General features: G+C 54.3%; 12 protein-coding genes. 6 read left to right on the top strand and 6 right to left on the bottom strand.

Features of this window, described 5'->3' with window-relative positions:
• Positions 1–735: 735 nt before the first annotated feature.
• Positions 736–888: a hypothetical protein gene (locus HMPREF9141_RS13340; protein WP_156792421.1), complete on the bottom strand. Its 153-nt coding sequence runs from the start codon at positions 886–888 to the stop codon at positions 736–738.
• Between the two features lie 41 nt (positions 889–929).
• Between HMPREF9141_RS13340 and HMPREF9141_RS05030 the strand changes: the two genes are divergently transcribed.
• The 6 genes from HMPREF9141_RS05030 (at position 930) to HMPREF9141_RS05055 (ending at position 11514) form a co-directional block, all read left to right on the top strand.
• Positions 930–4415 (top strand): SusC/RagA family TonB-linked outer membrane protein, encoded by a 3486-nt coding sequence (locus tag HMPREF9141_RS05030; protein ID WP_007367452.1) that lies wholly within the window; start codon positions 930–932, stop codon positions 4413–4415.
• Positions 4416–4421: 6 nt separating this feature from the next.
• Complete coding sequence (locus tag HMPREF9141_RS05035; protein WP_007367453.1) at positions 4422–5969, top strand: RagB/SusD family nutrient uptake outer membrane protein; 1548 nt, start codon at positions 4422–4424, stop codon at positions 5967–5969.
• 42 nt (positions 5970–6011) lie between these two features.
• Complete coding sequence (locus tag HMPREF9141_RS05040) at positions 6012–6644, top strand: hypothetical protein (protein ID WP_007367454.1); 633 nt, start codon at positions 6012–6014, stop codon at positions 6642–6644.
• Positions 6645–6647: 3 nt separating this feature from the next.
• Positions 6648–7121, top strand: a complete 474-nt coding sequence (locus tag HMPREF9141_RS05045) for a hypothetical protein (protein WP_007367455.1) — start codon at positions 6648–6650, stop codon at positions 7119–7121.
• A 199-nt stretch (positions 7122–7320) separates the two neighbouring features.
• Positions 7321–8655 carry a thioredoxin family protein gene (locus tag HMPREF9141_RS05050; RefSeq protein WP_007367457.1) on the top strand — a complete coding sequence of 445 codons (1335 nt, stop codon included), beginning with the start codon at positions 7321–7323 and terminating at the stop codon, positions 8653–8655.
• Between the two features lie 6 nt (positions 8656–8661).
• Positions 8662–11514 carry a M16 family metallopeptidase gene (locus HMPREF9141_RS05055; RefSeq protein ID WP_040554502.1) on the top strand — a complete coding sequence of 951 codons (2853 nt, stop codon included), beginning with the start codon at positions 8662–8664 and terminating at the stop codon, positions 11512–11514.
• A gap of 324 nt (positions 11515–11838) precedes the next feature.
• Here the strand turns inward: HMPREF9141_RS05055 and HMPREF9141_RS05060 are convergent, their stop codons facing one another.
• The 5 genes from HMPREF9141_RS05060 to lpxA form a co-directional block, all read right to left on the bottom strand.
• The gene (locus HMPREF9141_RS05060) at positions 11839–12390 is read right to left on the bottom strand and encodes a hypothetical protein (RefSeq protein WP_007367459.1); all 552 of its coding nucleotides are present in this window, start codon (positions 12388–12390) and stop codon (positions 11839–11841) included.
• 8 nt (positions 12391–12398) lie between these two features.
• Entirely contained in the window at positions 12399–14162 is a 1764-nt protein-coding gene (locus tag HMPREF9141_RS05065) for an ATP-dependent DNA helicase (protein ID WP_007367460.1), read from the bottom strand.
• Between the two features lie 15 nt (positions 14163–14177).
• On the bottom strand, positions 14178–16703 hold the full coding sequence (locus HMPREF9141_RS05070) for a transglycosylase domain-containing protein (protein WP_007367461.1): 2526 nt from the start codon (positions 16701–16703) through the stop codon (positions 14178–14180).
• A 90-nt stretch (positions 16704–16793) separates the two neighbouring features.
• Positions 16794–17705 carry a tRNA (adenosine(37)-N6)-dimethylallyltransferase MiaA gene (gene miaA / locus HMPREF9141_RS05075; RefSeq protein WP_007367462.1) on the bottom strand — a complete coding sequence of 304 codons (912 nt, stop codon included), beginning with the start codon at positions 17703–17705 and terminating at the stop codon, positions 16794–16796.
• 108 nt (positions 17706–17813) lie between these two features.
• Positions 17814–18584, bottom strand: a complete 771-nt coding sequence (lpxA, locus tag HMPREF9141_RS05080; protein WP_007367463.1) for an acyl-ACP--UDP-N-acetylglucosamine O-acyltransferase — start codon at positions 18582–18584, stop codon at positions 17814–17816.
• Positions 18585–18598: the final 14 nt, after the last annotated feature.

The following is an 18598-nucleotide window of genomic DNA, read 5'->3' on the forward strand; positions in this document are numbered from 1 at the left end:
AAGCAGGTTCGTAAACAGCCGTAAATCAACAGGTTATCAAGTCGTTCGTAAAAGGTGCCTGATTGGACTTCAAAAGGGCGTTGGTAACACGCCAAGAGAGCACCTGTTGCAAGTCAATCAGGCCTCTTTCAGAAGCCATAAGGGCATGTGCCAGCTTGGGTTGCATGAAAATAGTTTACAGACACCGATGATGTGGGAACAGGTTGGTTGTAGTAGACGGAAAGACATGCTGATGGACAGGCATCGTATCAATTCGCCTTTTCTGCTTTTTATCCTGTAGTTTATCGTCCTTTGCAAGGCATCTAATCCTGGATAGCCATACCCCGCAAGTGCATAAGCCTTTATTCTTATTCCAATCTATGCATCTAACGGGAAGAACCGGAATTTCTGCCTTAAAGGAAAACTGCGCATGGAAGGCTGTGCCGTTTGTTTTTTTCCGTAAGCTGTATGCCGGCATCTGTCCCGATGTCCCCGGATTGTTTTTCTTTATTCGGAAAGTCTTTCAAGTAGTGTTTTGCATGCAGTGCGCTCAACGCCTGCCGGCGTGGGAAGTAACGCCCGCCGCAATACAGCCAGGCTGCGTTCTCCGCATGCTCTGTCCTGTACCGGTCTGTGCACCGTTTCCCGTCTTCGTTCCTGTCAGGGAGCCCCGGTAGGCTTTCAACCCGGCCCATAATCTGTCTGCAATCTGTTTGGAACAGTGACAGTTCTTTTTTTCAGTCAATTGCCATGAGATTAAAAAAAATTATGTACATTTGCAGCTTGTTCGATATTAATACCTTTTTTATGTAAAAATGCTGTAAATGGGCCACGAGAATCTACATTCATTTGTTCAGGCGAAGCATACTTTAAATGAGGAAGGAATGGAGGACATTGGCTTTTAGTCATTCACTTTAATCAAAGCGCATATTAATTATACAAACTGATCAATGAAGCATCACCAACATGTTTTCAACACGGTAAGGAGGTTACCTTCTTTCGTGTTTCTGGCAGCGTTTGCCCTGCTGTTGTCGTGGGCTTCTCCTGCTTCCGCACAGGTTGCAGGGAAGAAGTTCTCGATCTCGTTCAAGGACAAGGGCGTTGCGCAGATCTTAGATTTTATTGCCACAAAGGGAGATTACAAGATTCATTACTCCGATGATGTGAAGAACGACTCGCTGCTCCTGACCATCTCCTTCGAGGATGTGGACGAGCTGGGGGCTGTGGAAAGCCTGCTGTCGCATACGCCCTTCATACACAATGTGGAAGGGAATGTGATTGACGTGTTCAAGATGAAGAACGCTGCACAGGGAAAGTACACGCTTCACGGAACGGTGAAGGACAAAGACGGACTGGGCGTCCCTTTTGCCATCGTGCAGATAAAGGGGACATCGAAGGGCGTTACGGCCGATATAGACGGAAACTTCTCCATGCCTGTCGAGCAGGAGGAGGGGACCGTCAGCATTTCCAGCGTGGGGTATGAGGCGAAGACGCTGAAGTACCATGCCGGCAAGCCCCTGAACGTCGTCCTGCCTTCGTCAGCCTATGCGATGGGCGAGGTGACGGTGGTGGCGTACGGCAAACGCAACACCCGTGAACAGGTGGGAGCCGTCGCTTCCGTGAAGGTGGAAGACCTCCAGAAAGCCCCGACGGCAAGCATCGAGAACCTGCTGCAGGGACGTATGGCAGGTGTAGACGTGACCAACCTCTCGGGATCGCCCGGCGGCGGCGGTTCACGCATCACCATCCGCGGCTTCAGCTCGTTGAACCAGCAGGGTGTCAACGACGGAACGCCCCTCTACGTCATCGACGGTGTCCCTGTTTCGGGCAGTGCCACGGAGGCGACCGGCGGCATCAACCCCTTGGCGGGACTGGATCCGTCGAGCATCGAGTCGGTGCAGGTGCTCAAAGATGCGGCATCGGCTTCTCTCTACGGCTCAAGAGCCGGCAACGGTGTCATCCTCATCACCACGAAGAAAGGCAAGTCCGGCCGGACGGAGGTCAGCTTCAACGTGTCGCAGTCGCTCTCCTGGCTGCCGAGCACACCGATGCAGACAATGGGAAAGGGAGAACGTGACATCGCCCTGCTTCTGGCAAAGAGCCAGCGGGGAGCGCACTATGACTATCTTACCGACAAGCTTGTCTATCCTCATTCCTATAAGGACTCTTACGGCTGGGATGCCGACAACGACGGTGCCTACGACTATCTGTGGCGCAACGGAAAGGTGCTGGACCCTGACCGTCGTCTTCCCGGTATTGCACAGGACTCGCTCAACACCTTCTACAACAACCGTACGAACTGGTGGAAGTATGCCTTCCGGGTCGGCAAGGTGACGAAAGCCGATATGCAGCTGGCAGGCGGAACGGACAATATGCGGTATATGGTCAATGCCGGTATCTATGACGAGACGGGCATCATGATCAGTTCCAACTTCCGCCGTTACAGTCTGTTGAGCAACCTCGACTTCAATCTGTCGACGAAGCTGAGCGCCTTCACACGCATCAACCTCACCTATGCCACACAGAATGCCGGCTCGGACGGAGGACGTGTGCAGGGACTGACCTTCGACCCCAAACGCACGTCAACGCTGCTCCCTGGCAAGGGGAGTGTCGCTGAGCAGGCGGCTTTGAGGGAGCTGAAGGATATTGACAAGACCAACTCCAACTATAATATCCGGTTGAGCGTCGGCCTGAACTATAACATCCTGAAAGGGCTCAAGTTCTCGTCCACCTATTCGCTCGACCATTACTTCACGCGGGTCTATACGTTCACGCCCGATTATCTGAAATATGACATGAAGTCGGAGGTTCAGGCATCCAATATCGCCATGACGAACATCCAGACGGAGAACATCCTCACTTACAACCTCGCCCTTCCGCACGAGCACAAACTCGAGCTGATGGCAGGTATGACCTACAACTACGACCTGCTGCAGAACCTGAACGGTACGGCAAAGGGCGGTCCTACCAATTCCATCAAGTATGCCGGGGAGGGATGGCCCTCGCTGCTGAACGACGGCGGTACGACGAGAGCCGCGCAGACTTTTCGCACCGACAAGCAGGAGCAGGCTCTTGTCAGCTTTCTTGGCCGGGCGGCTTACAGCTATAAGAAGCGTTACATGGCCGAGCTGTCCATCCGTTCGGATGGTTCGAGTGTGTTCGGACGGGATGTGCGCTGGGGTACTTTCCCCTCGGTAGGTCTCGGCTGGGCTTTCAGTGAAGAACGGTTCATGAAGAAGCTATGGTGGCTGAGCTTCGGCAAGCTGCGTGCCTCATGGGGCAAGTCGGGGCAGAAGTTCCAGGAGCCTTACCTCGCCTTGGGTGTGATGGAGGAAAGCAATGTCTTCAACGGAAAGCTGGGACTGATACCGCAGTCTATGGCGAACAAGAAACTGACGTGGGAGGAGAGCGACCAGTACGACCTCGGTCTCGACCTGCAGCTGCTGGATTACCGGCTGAAACTCAAGCTGGACTATTACTATAAGTATTCCAGCAAGCTGCTGATGCAGTCCTATCTCCCGGGCAATGTCTTCCTTGCAAACAACATGTGGGACAATGCTTCCGCCATCTCCAACGAGGGTATCGAGTTTGAAGCACAGTATGATGTTATCCGCAAGAAGAACTGGAACTGGAGCGTAGGCATGAACCTCTCGCACAACAAGAACATGCTGCGCAAGACCTACAACGGTGAAGATCTCAACGACAAGGTGCTCGGCCGCCCGGTCTACGGCATCTATACGTTCAAGGACGAAGGAATCGTCCAGAAGGAGGAAGACATCCCGATGTACCGCAACGCATCGGGCAAGCTGATACCGCTGTATTTCCAGTCTATCAACAACCCGCTGCGTGTCGGCGGCAGGAAGATCAAGGATCAGAACTATGACGGTGTGATCGACGACAAGGACCTTTACTATGCCGGCAGCACCCTCCCCGCTGTCTACGGCGGTCTGAACAGTCACCTTGCATGGAAGGGGCTGAGCCTCGATGTGCTCTTCAGTTATACGATCGGCCGCAAGGTGATGAACATGTACAAGAACAGCGCCTTCACCTTTACAAAGGACTTCGGGGTCATCATGAACTACTTCCATGCCAGCGACTTCTGGACACCGGAGAACAGAGATGCGAAGTATCCGTCGCTTGAGTTTGCCGACAAGGATTACATAGGACAGTTCGACGGCAATGTCGACTCCAACATCGAGAACATCAGTTTCCTGCGTCTGAAGCAGTTGGTCATTGGCTACCAGCTGCCGAAGAACTGGCTGAAAGGCTCGTTCATCAAGGATGTCAGCCTCTACCTCAGCGGCGAGAACCTGTTCCTGATTACCAACTATTCGGGTGTGGATCCGGAGGTCATCAATCCTTATACCGGCAAGGACGACGGTACGCAGTACCCCTTGAACCGGAAAGTCACATTAGGTCTCAACTTAAAATTCTGACAGCAAATGAAGAAGATTATCTTACTCTCGATATGCGGTTGCCTCCTCTCCTCCTGTAGTCTTGACCTGCAGCCGGAGAACGGGCTTACTTACAGCAATTCGTTCAACAATGAAAAAGAACTGGATGCGACGACCACGTCCATCCAGTACTTCATCAATACGGTTGTCGGCGACAACTATGTTCTTGCGACAGCCGGCATGAAGGCCGACGAGGTGCTGAATGCCAGTCAGCTGCGCGAATGGAACCCGCGGACGGTCATCTCAAGCGAGTATTCATGGAAGAACCTGTACAACATTATCTTTGAGAGCAATCTGCTGCTCGACAACATCGACAAGCCGAAGGATCTGACACCTGACCGCCGGGATTTCCATGTGGGGCAGGCGGAGTTCGCTCTCGGACTGTCTTATTTCCTGCTGGCACAGCGTTATGGCGAAGCCATCATCACAGAGAACTCTTCCGAGATCAAGCCTTATCCGTTGTCTTCCAAGACGGAAGTGCTCAATGCGGCCGTCGACCATGCGAAGAAGGCACTCGACCTCCTGCCTACATGGGACAAGCTGAAGGACCTGAACGGCGTGGCGATAACCAACCGGCAGACGGCCTCGAAAGGTACCGCTGCGGCCCTGCTGGCACAGATCTATGCCTGGAAAGGCAGTGTGACGGAGCTTTACAGGCTGCAGGGGAACGCACAGGAAGACTATCGGAATGCGGTTAAGTACGCCACGGAACTGATTGATGGAAAGGCTGGCAGTTACCAGCTGTGTGCTTCTCCGGAGGAACTGTGCAAGTATCTGTCCAATGAGAAGAGCCCCAACCCAGAGGCGATCTTCAGCCTGCTGTTCGACAAGACACGTTCGGAATACGTCGTCTCGCCCAACGAGGTGGCGCAGAACTTCGTGAGCTGGCCTGTACGGGAAGACCATACGCTGGCCGACCTGCCTTCAAACACCACCTACCAGCTCTACAAGTCGACCGTCGACCAGCTCTTCCCCGATGCTGCGGACCGGCGTCCCAAGGCTTTCTTCTACGAGTGGGGGACGCCGCACGAGGTCGACGGACAGGATTATGCCGTCATGTACAAGTTCCGGAAGGCCATCATGGATCCTGACCAGTATTCGCCGAGCGGGAAGAGTTACCGCACGGTAGATGCCGACTATGTGTACTGGAGACTGGCCGATATTTACCTTCTGCGGGCAGAATGTTATCAGAAGCTGGGCGATGCGGCCCATGCCATCACCGACCTGAATGTGATCCGGTCGCGGGCGGGCGCACAGCCCTATCCCTCGGTCTATGATACGGAAGGCCTGAAGAAAGCCATCTTCCTCGAGAGGGAGAGGGAGTTCATCGGCGAGAACGATGCACGGTATGCCGACATCATCCGCAATGGTTACGTGAAGGAAGAACTGCAAGGTAAGTTCAAGCTGCTGACCAACCAGAACATTCAGGGCGGCGCACTCTTCCTGCCGCTGCCCAAGGATGCATGGCAGGACAAGGACGGACACGTGATCAACAACAGGCTGCGGCAGAAACCTTACTGGCAGTCTTACAACTGATCCGGCATCCCAAGCTGCATAACAAATATAATTGTCTGAAAAATGAAAAAGATTATCTATATCGCAATGGTGTGCCTGACGGCGGGACTGTTCGCCAGCTGCACCCAATACAATTTCGACGATACCGGACTTGCCAACGGCAAGCACGAGACCACCATGTGGGATTACTTCAAAGGCGACAAGTACAACTGGGAACTCCTGTGCGAAATGACGGAGCGTGCCGGCCTGGTTCCGCTCTTCCAGGGGACAAGCCGGTATGGAAAGGACTTCACGTTCTTCGGCCCTACCAGCCACAGCATCCGCCGTTATCTGTTAGACAACGGCATGGAGACGGTCGCTGACATGCCTGTGGCCGACTGCCGGACGTTTATCCTGAACTGTGTCCTCCCCGGCAGGCGCGTGATGCTTGACGACTTCAAGGAGGGCGTCAAGTCGTCAGACCCTTCCACACCGATCGGAAAGGGAGGCGAGCAGGTGCAGATGGCTTCGGGAAAGCGGCTGTGGATCTACACCTTCCGCGAGGCTTACAACAATGTGCCGGGCAAGGGGCCTCTGCGGATTCATCTTGTCTCGCCTGCGACGACGCAGACCACGGATGTCGCTTCCTGTAACATCGAAACGCTTACAGGGGTCGTCCACTCACTTGATTACAACTTCAAACTAACGGACTTTTAGAACATGAAAAAGATGAAGAAAAGGATCGCCCTGCTCTGCCTGACGGCGCTCACGATAGGTTTCATGGCATCCTGCCGCAGGATGGATGTCGGCTACCTGCGGACGACAGGAGCTTCATTTACCCCCGATTCGATCAACGTTTTCCACAACATCGACCCGACGAGCGACCGTGCAGTCGGCAATCTCCCGTTCGTTTCGACACGTATCCAGGGCGTTGCCGGCACCAATCCCGTCAATTTCGAACTGGCCGGTGTCAAAGCCGGCAGCCCGGAGCAGGAGCAGCTCTTCCTGAAGCTCTGCCGGGAGGGCGAAATCTCGGTGACGGGCGGTCTGGTCGTTGTCTCGCTGAAAGCGGTGAAACAGCTGCCGAATGGCAGATACCAGCTGTCGTTCAGGGTGTATAACGAAGATCATGAGGCCGTTCTGGAGAATGTCTTCAAGGTTGTCGTGACCGACGACGAACTGCCTTTGGACTGACGCTGAAGACAGTCGGAGGACAGGCCGGCGGCTGGGACTGCTGTTCCCGACCGGTTGGGAACAGTGCTCCCAGCGGCTGGGAACATCGTTCCCGACGGCCGGGAATGTGAATCCCGGCGGCAGGCCGGTCTGCTCCAGCCGACAGGATCCGGAACGATCAGAAACAAAAAGATTATAAACCATTTTAATCAGATTGATTATGAAAAGAAGTAGATGTGTCCTGTTGCTTGCAGCCTTTCTCCTGCTGGCAGTACAGGGACGTGCACAACAGGGTGCGACATCCGATGCTGCAAACGGAATCGCTTTCTTTAAGGGTACATTCGGAGAGGCACTTGCAAAGGCGAAGCAGGAGAACAAACCGCTCTTTGTAGACTTCTACGCCGTGTGGTGCGTGCCGTGCAAGAAGATGGCCAAGACCGTCTTTACGCAGGAGGAAGTCGGGAAGTATTTCAACGAACATTTCATCAGCCTGCAGTTGGATGCCGAGAAAGGCGAGAATGTCGAGATTGCCAGAAACTATAAGGTGGCAGCTTATCCGACGGTAGCCTTCATTGCACCTGACGGCAAGGCCCTGTCGGTAAATACGGGTGCTATGGACAAGGACGAACTCATGGAAGCGGCGAAGATCGTCGCAGGCGAGCGGGTCAGCTTTGAAGAACTGTACAACAAGTACAAGGCCGACAACAGCGACCTTGACGTACAGCAGCAGCTCCTCCTGAAGGCTCCTTCTTTCCTGCAGGCGCAGGAGGGAATGGAGGCCGACAAATGGGTGACCCGTCTGCAGAAGCTCTATAAGAACTACATTGCGGCCAAAGCACCGTTGAAGCTCATCAACGAGAACGACTACAAGATCATTCTGACGCTTGAGGGCGACGAGGACAAGGAGCACAAGCAGTATGTGATAGACCTCATCAACGACCATCTCGACGACTGGACAAAGGCTGTCGGAAAGGCACCTTCCTATTACATCGTCGAAGCCAACGATCTCTTTGCGGAAGACCTAGCAAAGGACGGGAATGCAAAGTATAAAGAGTATGTGGAGAAGGTGAAGAACCAGTACGCAAAGGCATACGGGGTCGTCGGGCTGAAGGGCATCACTCCCTACGAGAAATCCAGACTCTATTTCGACGCCCTCTACAATCTGTACAAGAACAAGGACGTGGACGGCTATGTGAAGGCGATGCAGATCTATTTCGGCAAGATGGAGGGGAACCTTCGGTCGGCGGATTATGGCAAGGCGGCGCAGAATCTCTATATGGCGGCCGGCAAGAGTCTGAAGAGCAAGGATCATGAGGTGGCCATCCAGTGGGCTGAAAAGGCTCTGGCACAGGAAGACGCCGTCATGGACCGTGTGAACTACATGGTGATGATCGGCGATTCCTACCGTGAACTGAAAAACTACGCCAAGGCACGTGAGTTCTACAACCAGGCTTTTGCCGAGACGCTCCGGCTGGAGAATATGGAGATGCCGCAGGCGATGCTGCAGGGAGCCATCAAGCAGAAGCTCTCCACACTCGAACTCCTTGAAAAGTAAATGACGATGATGTTCAAGAATCTCATTCAACGCCTCACGGGCATGGCGCAGGCACTGCTCGTGGGCTTCCTGCTTTTGTCCTCCGGTACGGCCCGTGCGCAGATGCGGGGTCTGCGGACGGGGAAGCTGCCGAACGGGCTCACCTATTATATATACAACGACGGCTCGGCCTCGGGTGAAGCGCAGTATTACCTCTATCAGAATGTGGGCGCCATCCTGGAGACGGACGGGGAACTGGGGCTGGCACACGTGCTGGAGCACCTGGCGTTCAATACCACCGACCACTTCCCCGGTGGTGTGATGAACTTCCTCCGCAGCCACGACCTCAACGACTTTGAGGCGTTCACCGGTGTCGACGATACCCGGTATGCCGTACACAATGTGCCGGCGGGGGATGCGAAGCTCAATGAAGATGTGCTCTGGGTGCTCCGTGACTGGTGTCATGGCATCAGGATGCTGCCGAAGGACATAGAGAAGGAACGGGGCATCATCCTCGAAGAATGGCGTCATCGGGCGGGGGTGGACCGCCGGCTGACAGATGCCATTGCGCCTGTCGTCTATAATCATTCAGGATATGCGACGCATAATGTCATCGGCTCGCGGAAGCTGTTGGAATCGTTCCAGCAAAAGCAGGTAAGGCAGTTCTATGACAAGTGGTACCGTCCGGACAAGCAGTTTGTCGCCGTCATCGGCGACGTCGATCCCGACCGGGTGGAGCAGCGCGTCCAGGCTGTTTTCAAGACGCTTCCTGCCAGGCAGACACCTCCGGTGAGTCCGCAGGCAAGGCAGATTCCCGACAACGCCACGCCGTTGTATATGCGTTTTGTCGATCCGGAGAACAAGAGCGCATCATTCGGACTTTACCAGCGTTATGCGGTGAAAGGCGATGCTCCCGAGGACGACCGTGTGCGGCAGTTCCTCTTCATGCAGTTTTTCAATTTGCTTGCTACCAAGCGTTTTGCCCTGTTGAAGAATGCCGGCAAGGAACGGTATATTGCCGCCGAAGTGAGTCTTTCGTCTCTGGTAAGAGGCTATTCTCAGATGGCGTGGGACATGGTGCCGTACCGGGGCAGTGAGCAGGAAGCGTTGCACCAGCTGCTGGCGGTACGTGAGTCGCTGCGTGACAAAGGATTTACGGCGGCCGAGTTCAATGAGGAGAAAGAACGGATGTACGACGGGATGAAAGGCGTGTTGGGCGAGAAGGGACTGGGCACACCAGACAATGCCCTGATGCTCTTCCGCCAGAACTTCCTCTACGGTATTCCCGTACAGGACTTCCGCACACAGATCAGCCGCAACATAGAGACACTGGTCGAACTGGAGGCGGAGGACATGAACGCATGGATGAAATCCCTGCTCAACGACGACAACCTTGCTTTCGTCACCTATTCCAAGACACCGGACGGGATGAATATCACGGAGGCCGACTTCAGGGAGGCTTTGAATGCAAAGGGATCGTATGGCGGTCTGATACATATCGACAGCGTCAAGCCGGTCAGGCAGCTTGTCGATTTCAATCTGACACCGGGGAGGATCGTTGCGGAGAAGCCGTTGAACCGCCTGCAGGCAAAGGAATGGACGCTCTCTAACGGGGCAAGGGTGCTGTACAAGCACGTGCCGGAGCTGCAGGACAGGTTCTTCTTCGTCGGTTCTGCGGAAGGCGGGAAGTCGATCGTGCCGGCAAAGGAACTTGCCGATTACACGGCCATGCGTTCGCTGCTGATGCAGTCGGGGGTGTATAACTATGACCGCAACCAGCTGGCGCGGTGGCTGCAGGGGAAGAACATCGATCTCTCGCTCTCCTTGGAGGATTACAGCGACGGGGTAGGGGGCAACGCTCCTGCCGGCAACGCCGACGACTTCTTCGGTTATCTGTATCTGGTCCTGTCCCGCCAGAACTTCTCGAAACCGGTCTTTGACAAGTATGTCCAGCGCAGCCTTTATGTCTACGAGAACCGTGCGAAGAGCGGTATGGATGCCGTCCAGGATTCTATCCGGCAACTGCTTTATCCGGTCAGTGCGATGAACCCGCGTCAGGATGAGGCTTTCTTCAAGTCCGTCCGGTATGACGGGCTGCAGGAGCAGTTCCAGAAGCATCTGGGAGATGCTTCCCGTTTCACATACTGCCTGATCGGCGACCTGCCGGAGGCGAAGGCAAAGGACTTGGTACTGCGTTACATCGGTTCGCTCAAGGGAGGGGGTAAGCCTGTGAAGACGGAGGCGAAGCCTATGGACTTCTCATCCGCCGCACCTGTCATCAGACATACGTTCGTTGCCGAGACCGAAGGAGACATGGCGGAGATTGAGATTTCGTTTGTCAATAAGCTGAAGCTGTCCGACCGCGAGCAGGCCGCCATGGAGGTGATGCGTGCCCTGCTGGAACGCCGCTGTTTTGACGTTCTGCGTGAGAAAGAGCACCTGACTTATACCGTAGGTGTCCGCGCTGACTATACTCCCCGTCCTGAAGCGAACGAGCATCTCAGCATCCACCTCTCTACGGCAAGGGAGCATGTGGACAGGGTGCTCACGCTGATTCATCAGCTTCTTGACGACATCAAGGCGCAGCGTTTTACTGCTGACGACTTCAAGGCGGCCATGGTGCCTCTTGCCATCCGGGAGGAGGAACCGGAGTCTCCCCAAGGTGAAAACAAACTGTCGGAGTGGATGGGACTGCTCAATGTCTATGCCGAGACCGGAAAGGAGCTTTCGCCGGATGACGAAGCCGTCGCCACACCTGTATTCAGTACGCTTACGCCGCAGGAAATTGCCGGCGTAGCCATGAAGGTCACGACCGGTGCCAGACAACGTGAAATCATTGTCAGGCCGGCCGTACAAGAAGGAAAACGTACATTCGAATAGGCAGACAGTCATCCGGATGATGCAATGAAGAGAGGCTGTATCAAGCATGTGGAATGTCTTGATACAGCCTCTTTGCCGTTTCGTATGGATAAGTGCGGTGAAGGGGAGGACGGAAGATGTGGAGAAGGGCAGAACACCGGCACGATGCGGTCCTTGCCGTTGCGGGGTGGGATTGCGAGGTTTTTATCGGTCATGATGTTCCCCGGACACGGTGTGGAATTGGAATGTCGGACGGTGATGCATGTTGTCGGCATCGGCATTCCAGCCTCATTCTGCCGCCTGTCGGCTTGCGTCCGGCTGCTCTGTTGGCTGGAGAACAGTCCGTCAGGAGTGTTTTTCAGGTCTCCCCTTGTGCTTCTGAGGAGAATCAGGTCTGACCAGTTCTCTGTTCAGATGGGTGACGACAATCTGCCGTGCATCTCTGTCGAAAGCGACTTTGTAGAGACCCCCGGTCTTGTCTCTTCGTTCGTACGTGTATGAGTTCCTGCCGATGTTCCAGCAGGTATCCTGCTGTGCGGCAAGGTCGACGGCTTCGTAAAAATGCTTGCCGGGAATCGTGTCAAGCAGCAGGACGGCTGTGTAGTTCCCGCTTGCAACGGTTTCTTCATCGGCCGCCAGACTGACCGAATCCGGGACAAAAGGGGTCGCTTTCGACAGTTTGTATTTAGGAAACCGGACAGCGGTGATACGCTGCAGACTGATGTCGGGCTTTCCGCTCTCCGTCTGGGGTTCAAATTCGGAGGCAGCCACGGTGTCGCCGTTGTCGGTTCCCTCGATGGCTCTGCTGTGATGGCAGGAGGCTATCATGGCAGTTACGAGGATGATGCAGAGGATGATGGTCGTTATGATTTTTGACAGATTTCTTTTCTTCTCCATAATCGTATCTATTGCTTCCGGTAAGTTGCGGGTTTCAGCTTTTTCAGCCGTTTCAGTGCCGTGGGGTTGTCGGGGCAGAGCGTGACAGCTTTCTCGTAGTTGGCTATGGCCGCCTCGGTCATGCCCTCGTGTTCGCATTCCTTTCCCATCATGACATATTCCACAGATAGTTTTTTGAGATATGCTTTCTGTTCCTCCATCTGCTCTTTCAAGCGGCCGTTCTCGTCGCGCAGCCGGTTGATGACATCCAGTTTCCGCCGTATGAGGCGTTTCGCCGCAGGACGTTCTATGTCGTACCGGCTGTGGATGGCGAGGAAGAAATTGTGCAGGAAGGCATCGAAGTTCCCCTTGTCGAATGCTTTTGCGGCATCGGAGTATTCCTTGTCCGCCTTGCTCTGCCTGAGCGCTGCCGATATGATGTTGTGGTCGTTGTAGTGTCTGGCAAACTGTACCACCTCGCTCCTGACGAACACCTCGTTGCGGCGGAGCGGCTCTTTGAGGGTGATGCCTTCCAGACTTGTACAGCGTGAGAGGGCGACATAGGCCTGTCCGCCGGCGAAGACACCGCCCGTGAAGTCGATGTTGACATTCCGGAAGGTCAGCCCCTGACTCTTATGCACCGTGATGGCCCATGCCAGCTTGATGGGGAACTGCACGTAGGTGCCGATCTGCTCCTCCACGATCTTCTGTTCGGTTTCATTGAAATGGTAGCGTACGTTCTCCCACATCTCCCGCTGTACCTGCAGGTCGTCGCCGTCTTCTGTGTGTATGTAGAGCAGGCCGGCCTCTTCGTCAATGCCGATGACGAGTCCCAGCGTGCCGTTTACCCACTGCTTCTCCGCATCGTTCTTGATGAACATGACGTGTGCGCCTGCCTTGAGGTTGAGCTCGACGGGCGTGGGAAGACTGCTCTCCGGAAATTCTCCTTTGACTTCACCGAGGAACGTCACGGGGTCACCTTTGAGGCTTTCCAGTCCCTGGTTGTTGATCCAGTCTACCGTGTCCCGCCGGGTAGACAGGGTGATGGTGAAGGTTTCTTCTGCCTTTTCTATCTGTGTCCCGACACGGGTGTTGATGTATCTGATTTCTTTCTCGGAGACCTGGTTGGTACGGATATGGTCGAGGATGGAAATGAAGGAGGGGTCGCTCTGCCGGTAGACTTTATTCAGTTCGATACTTACCAGCGGGTAGTCCTGGAAGACTTTTGCATCGAAGAAGTAGCTGCTGGCATAATAAGGCTGCAGGAGCTGGCGGTCTTCCTCCTTGAGGACAGGTTCCAGCTGGTAGATGTCGCCCACCAGCAGAAGCTGTTTTCCACCGAACGGTTCACGCATGTTGCGGTTGTAAACACGGAGTACTTTGTCGATGAAGTCGATGATGTCGGATCTGACCATGCTGATTTCGTCGATGATAATCAGTTCCACTTCGCGCAACAGCTTGCATTTGTCACTGTTGTATTTCAGCGTGCTGCGGAGGTTGCGTCTCGTGTATCGTTTGTCGGTGGGGACAAGCGGGTAGAACGGGAGTTTGAAGAAGCTGTGCAGTGTGCTGCCGCCGGCATTGATGGCGGCAATGCCGGTCGGTGCGAGGATAACGTGTTTTTTCTTTGTGGTCGCAGCTATATACCGTAGAAACGTAGACTTCCCTGTTCCAGCCTTGCCGGTCAGGAACAGGGAATTGTTTGTGAACTGGATGATCTGGAGCGCCTTCTGTAACTCCGGGTTATCCAGGTCTATCGCCTTTGCATCTATGGCTTGGTTCTTCTGCGACATTGTACTTTGACGGGGTTATATCTCCATGTCTTCGCTGTGTGGCCGCTTTGCCTTTTTGATGATCTGTTGTGTCTCGTTGCCGTTGTTGCCGTGCCGTTCGGGTGCAGGTTGCGGGGCGGTCTCCAGTTCGAAGCCTCCTTCCTCGTTTCCTTCAGCCCCCTCTTCGGGGACTTCTTCCCCTTGTCCCTGATGATGGTGGCGGGCCGACGATGCGCCGCGCAGCGAATCGGGCAGCTGACGGCGGACAACCACCGGCTGGCAATTGTACATGGTCGGGTCTATGTCCTCGTCGGGATCCAACTGCCATTTGGCATGATACTTCTGGAAAGCCTTGTCGCGCATGAGGCTGTAGATGAACTCTCCACAGACAGGCAGTGCGGTCTTCGACCCCTGTCCTAATGCTCCTGTACGGAAGTGGATGGAACGGTACTCGCCACCGACCCATGCACCGACGACAAGGTTGGGGCTTACGGCCATGAACCAGGCGTCAGAATGGTTGTTGGACGTACCGGTCTTGCCTCCCCAGTCGGTGTCGTTGAAGATGAAGTGGCGCAGAGCCTGACTGGTTCCGCCGGCTTCATTCACACCGCCCTTCAGCATCTCCTGCATGAGGAAAGCCGTACGGTAAGGAAGGGCTTTCTCATGGTCTTTCGGTGCGACATAGACCTCATTTCCGTCTTTGTCGAGGATGCGTGTGACGACGACCGGGACATGATGTTCTCCGTCATTGGCCACGGTACCGTAGGCATTGACCATCTCCAGCAGGTTCACGTCACTGGATCCGAGAGCCAGTGAGGGCTCGTCGTCCAGCGGACTCTTGATGCCCATGTCCTGAGCAGTACGGATAATGTTCTTGATGCCCATCTCCTGACCGAGCCGTACTGCCACGGAGTTGATGCTGCGCCCGAAGGCACTCTTCAGCGTGAGGGAGTCGTTGGAGAATCGTCCGTTGGCATTGTGTGGTGTCCAGGTCTTCATCTGTCCTGTCTTCTTGTCGAGTACCTGCATGCTGATGTACTCATCACGGCGTTTGTCACAAGGTGTAAGTCCCTGGTTGAAGGCCTCTGAGTAGACGAAAAGCTTGAAGGTAGAACCCGGTTGTCGCTCGGCCACGACCTTGTCATACTTCCACGTCTTGAAGTCGATGTCACCCACCCAGGCCCGCACGGCACCTGACTGTGGCTCCATAGCCACCATCGCACAGTGCATGAACTTCACCATGTAACGGATGGAGTCCATGGAAGACATCTCCTTTTCAATCTGTCCTTTCGCATAGTCGAAGAGCCTTACCTTGTGGGGCTTGTTGAGATAATAAAGCACGCTGTCAGGCTGGCTGGGGTATTTCTGCACCAGTTTCTTATAGAACGGCTGGCGTTCCGCGATCCCTTCGATGAAGCCCGGTATCTCATCTCCCTTTGCATCTCGCCATGGCTGCATGCCGCGCCAGTGGTTGTCGAATTGCTGCTGTACCTTCTCCATCTGCTTTGAGACAGCCTGCTCGGCATACTTCTGCATACGTGTGTCGATGGTGGTGTAAATTCTCAGTCCGCTGCTGTAAAGGTCGTAGCCGTTGTCCTTCATCCAGTTCTTGAGATAGTCGGCGACATACTCGCGGAAGTACTGTGCCTGTCCCTCATAGTTCTCTTCGACATGTATATCCAGCTTCAGCGGCTGCCGGGAGTATTCGTCATACTCGGTCCGGGGAAGTGCATTATGCGTCACCATATTGTATAATACGGTGTTGCGGCGGCGTATGGAGTTCTTGGCATGGGTAATCGGATTGTAGTAGGTAGTCGCTTTCAGCATGCCCACGAGTGTCGCGGCCTGGTCGACCGACATCTTTGCAGGAGTGGTGTTGAAGTAGGTCTTGGCTGCGGTCTTCACTCCGTAGGAGTTGTTTCCGAAGTCGACGGTGTTGGCATACATCGTCAGAATCTCCTTCTTGGAGTAGATCATCTCCAGCTTTACGGCAATGATCCATTCCTTGCTTTTCATGATGAGCATGCGGAGACCCGGCACATGTCCGAGCAGTCCGGCAGAATACTGCGTACGGACACGGAACATATTCTTGGCCAGCTGCTGCGTGATGGTCGACGCACCACGTCCGTCGCCGCGGGTCACTGCATCCTTGATTGCTCCTCCGATGCCCATGAAGTCGATGCCGTGATGACTGTAGAAGCGTTCATCCTCTGTACTGATGAGCGCCTTCCAGAAGGCCGGAGTCACTTCTTCATACTTTACCGGTGTACGGTTCTCCTTGTAGAATCTGCCGATAAGTACCGAATCGGCACTGTATATTTCAGATGCTGCGTAGGTCGGCGGCGTCTTTATTTCCACGAAGCCCGGTGACTTCCCGAAGAGCCACAGGAAGTTGATGTCCACCATTCCCAGGTAGAGGAAGATAGCGACAAAGAACGAGACGATGCCTATTGCGCCTTTTGTATACCAGGCACGCCCTTTATAAAGTCTGGCATACCACGGGAAGAAGTGAATGACACCACGGATAATGCTCCTGATGAACTTTGAGAATTTCTTTACCATTGATTGACAATCTTCGCGTTGATAATTTCCTTGTCAGCTTTATAAGGAAGCAGTGCGGCAAGGAAGTCTACTATCTGCCTGCAAAAGTAGTTATTTACTTGTATCTGATAAAGCAGTGTGGATATATTTTAAGATTTCTTCAACGTTGTCGGGTTCGAACCACCGGAGACCCGCATCCTTTTTATACCATGTAAGCTGTTTGCGGGCATACCGGCGTGTATTGCTCTGTATTTTGAAGATGGCTTCATCGAGCGTTGTCAGCCCGTCGAGGTACTCGAACAGTTCCTTATATCCCACGGTGTTGAGCGAATTGAGTGCCCGCTTTGGATAGACGCGCAGCGCTTCCTCGATCATTCCTCCGTCGATCATCTGTATGACACGGCGGTTGATGCGGTCGTACAGTTCTTCCCGGTTGCGGCTCAGTCCTATCTTGAGGATGTTGAATGGGCGTTCTTTGCTGGTGTCAGAACGAAAGGAGGTGTAGGTCTTTCCTGTCTGTATGCAGATTTCAAGGGCATGGATGACACGGCGTGGATTGTTCCGGTCGACGGTCTCCCAGTGTTCGGGATCCAGTTCTTTCAACAGTCCGCACATCTTCGCAAGTCCTTCCGTCTCCAGCCTCCTTTTCATTTCCATGCGTGTCTCCGGCAGAATGGTCGGTATGTCGTCGATGCCTTTGCAGACTGCGTCGATATACATCATCGACCCGCCGGACAGGAGTGCAACAGAGGAGGGCATGCTGCGGACCAGCTTCAGCACCTCCTGTTCGTACAGGCTTGCCGAGTAATAATCCTCCAGATGTCGGCTTCCCACGAAGTAGTGCCGCACTCTCCGTTGCTGTTCGGCGGTCGGAGCGGCTGTGCCGATCGGTATCTCGGAGAATATCTGACGTGAATCGGCATTGATGACCGGTACATTGAAGTGTTCGGCGATACGCAGTGTCGCTTCGGTCTTGCCTACTCCTGTAGGGCCTGTGATGACGATGAGTGTTTTGTCTTTCAAGATGATGAGCCTCCTCGGAATCCATCAGAGGGTGCGTAGGCGGTGATAAGTTGGGGTAGGCGGTGATAAGCGGGATAGGCGGGGGTAGGCGGTGATAGGGGGAACCCCTTACTTGATGATTCCCCGCTGTGAAGTCTCTGCAAAATCGATGATGTGCTGGATTTCCGGTGTGACCTGCAGCTCATTCTTGATCTTCGCAATGTTCTCCGCACGTGTGCCGGTCCCGTAGAGGATGCGGTAGGTGTTGTGTATCAGTTCGATCAGTTCATTGGAGAATCCCCGCCGGCGCAGTCCGATGAGGTTGATGCCCATGTAGCGTGCAGGCTCCTTGCCTACGATGATGTACGGAGGAATGTCCATGGAGAACCGGCTGCCCCCCTGTATCATCACATATCCGCCGATGCGGCAGAACTGGTGACAGAGGATATTGGCCGAGATGATGGCATTGTCCTCCACGATGACTTCACCGGCGAACTTCGTCGAGTTGCCGATGATTTCGCCCGAACCGATGATACAGTCGTGCGCAATGTGTACGCACTCCATCAGCAGATTGTTGCTGCCCACCTTGGTCGTACCCTTCGATGCCGTACCGCGCGAGATGGTGACATTCTCCCGGATGGAGTTGTTGTCTCCCACCTCACAGATCGTTTCTTCCCCCCGGAATTTCAGATCCTGCGGTTTTGTCGATATGCTCGCTCCGGGGAAAATCTCGTTGTTGCTGCCCAGCCGTGCACCGTAGTTGATCGTCACGCTGTTCTGGAACACATTGTTGTCGCCGATGACGGTGTTCCTGTCAATATAGCAGAACGGGCCGATGATGTTGTTGTCACCAAGTTTTGCCTCTGGATGAACAAAGGCCAATGGGCTTATCTGGTTCATTGTTTCCTTTAATT

Source organism: Prevotella multiformis DSM 16608 (genome assembly GCF_000191065.1).
Lineage (GTDB): Bacteria > Bacteroidota > Bacteroidia > Bacteroidales > Bacteroidaceae > Prevotella > Prevotella multiformis.

Coding starts and splice junctions, on each gene's coding strand:
- HMPREF9141_RS13340 (WP_156792421.1), bottom strand. CDS start 888: ATGACTAAAAGCCAATGTCCTCCATTCCTTCCTCATTTAAAGTATGCT.
- HMPREF9141_RS05030 (WP_007367452.1), top strand. CDS start 930: ATGAAGCATCACCAACATGTTTTCAACACGGTAAGGAGGTTACCTTCT.
- HMPREF9141_RS05035 (WP_007367453.1), top strand. CDS start 4,422: ATGAAGAAGATTATCTTACTCTCGATATGCGGTTGCCTCCTCTCCTCC.
- HMPREF9141_RS05040 (WP_007367454.1), top strand. CDS start 6,012: ATGAAAAAGATTATCTATATCGCAATGGTGTGCCTGACGGCGGGACTG.
- HMPREF9141_RS05045 (WP_007367455.1), top strand. CDS start 6,648: ATGAAAAAGATGAAGAAAAGGATCGCCCTGCTCTGCCTGACGGCGCTC.
- HMPREF9141_RS05050 (WP_007367457.1), top strand. CDS start 7,321: ATGAAAAGAAGTAGATGTGTCCTGTTGCTTGCAGCCTTTCTCCTGCTG.
- HMPREF9141_RS05055 (WP_040554502.1), top strand. CDS start 8,662: ATGATGTTCAAGAATCTCATTCAACGCCTCACGGGCATGGCGCAGGCA.
- HMPREF9141_RS05060 (WP_007367459.1), bottom strand. CDS start 12,390: ATGGAGAAGAAAAGAAATCTGTCAAAAATCATAACGACCATCATCCTC.
- HMPREF9141_RS05065 (WP_007367460.1), bottom strand. CDS start 14,162: ATGTCGCAGAAGAACCAAGCCATAGATGCAAAGGCGATAGACCTGGAT.
- HMPREF9141_RS05070 (WP_007367461.1), bottom strand. CDS start 16,703: ATGGTAAAGAAATTCTCAAAGTTCATCAGGAGCATTATCCGTGGTGTC.
- lpxA (WP_007367463.1), bottom strand. CDS start 18,584: ATGAACCAGATAAGCCCATTGGCCTTTGTTCATCCAGAGGCAAAACTT.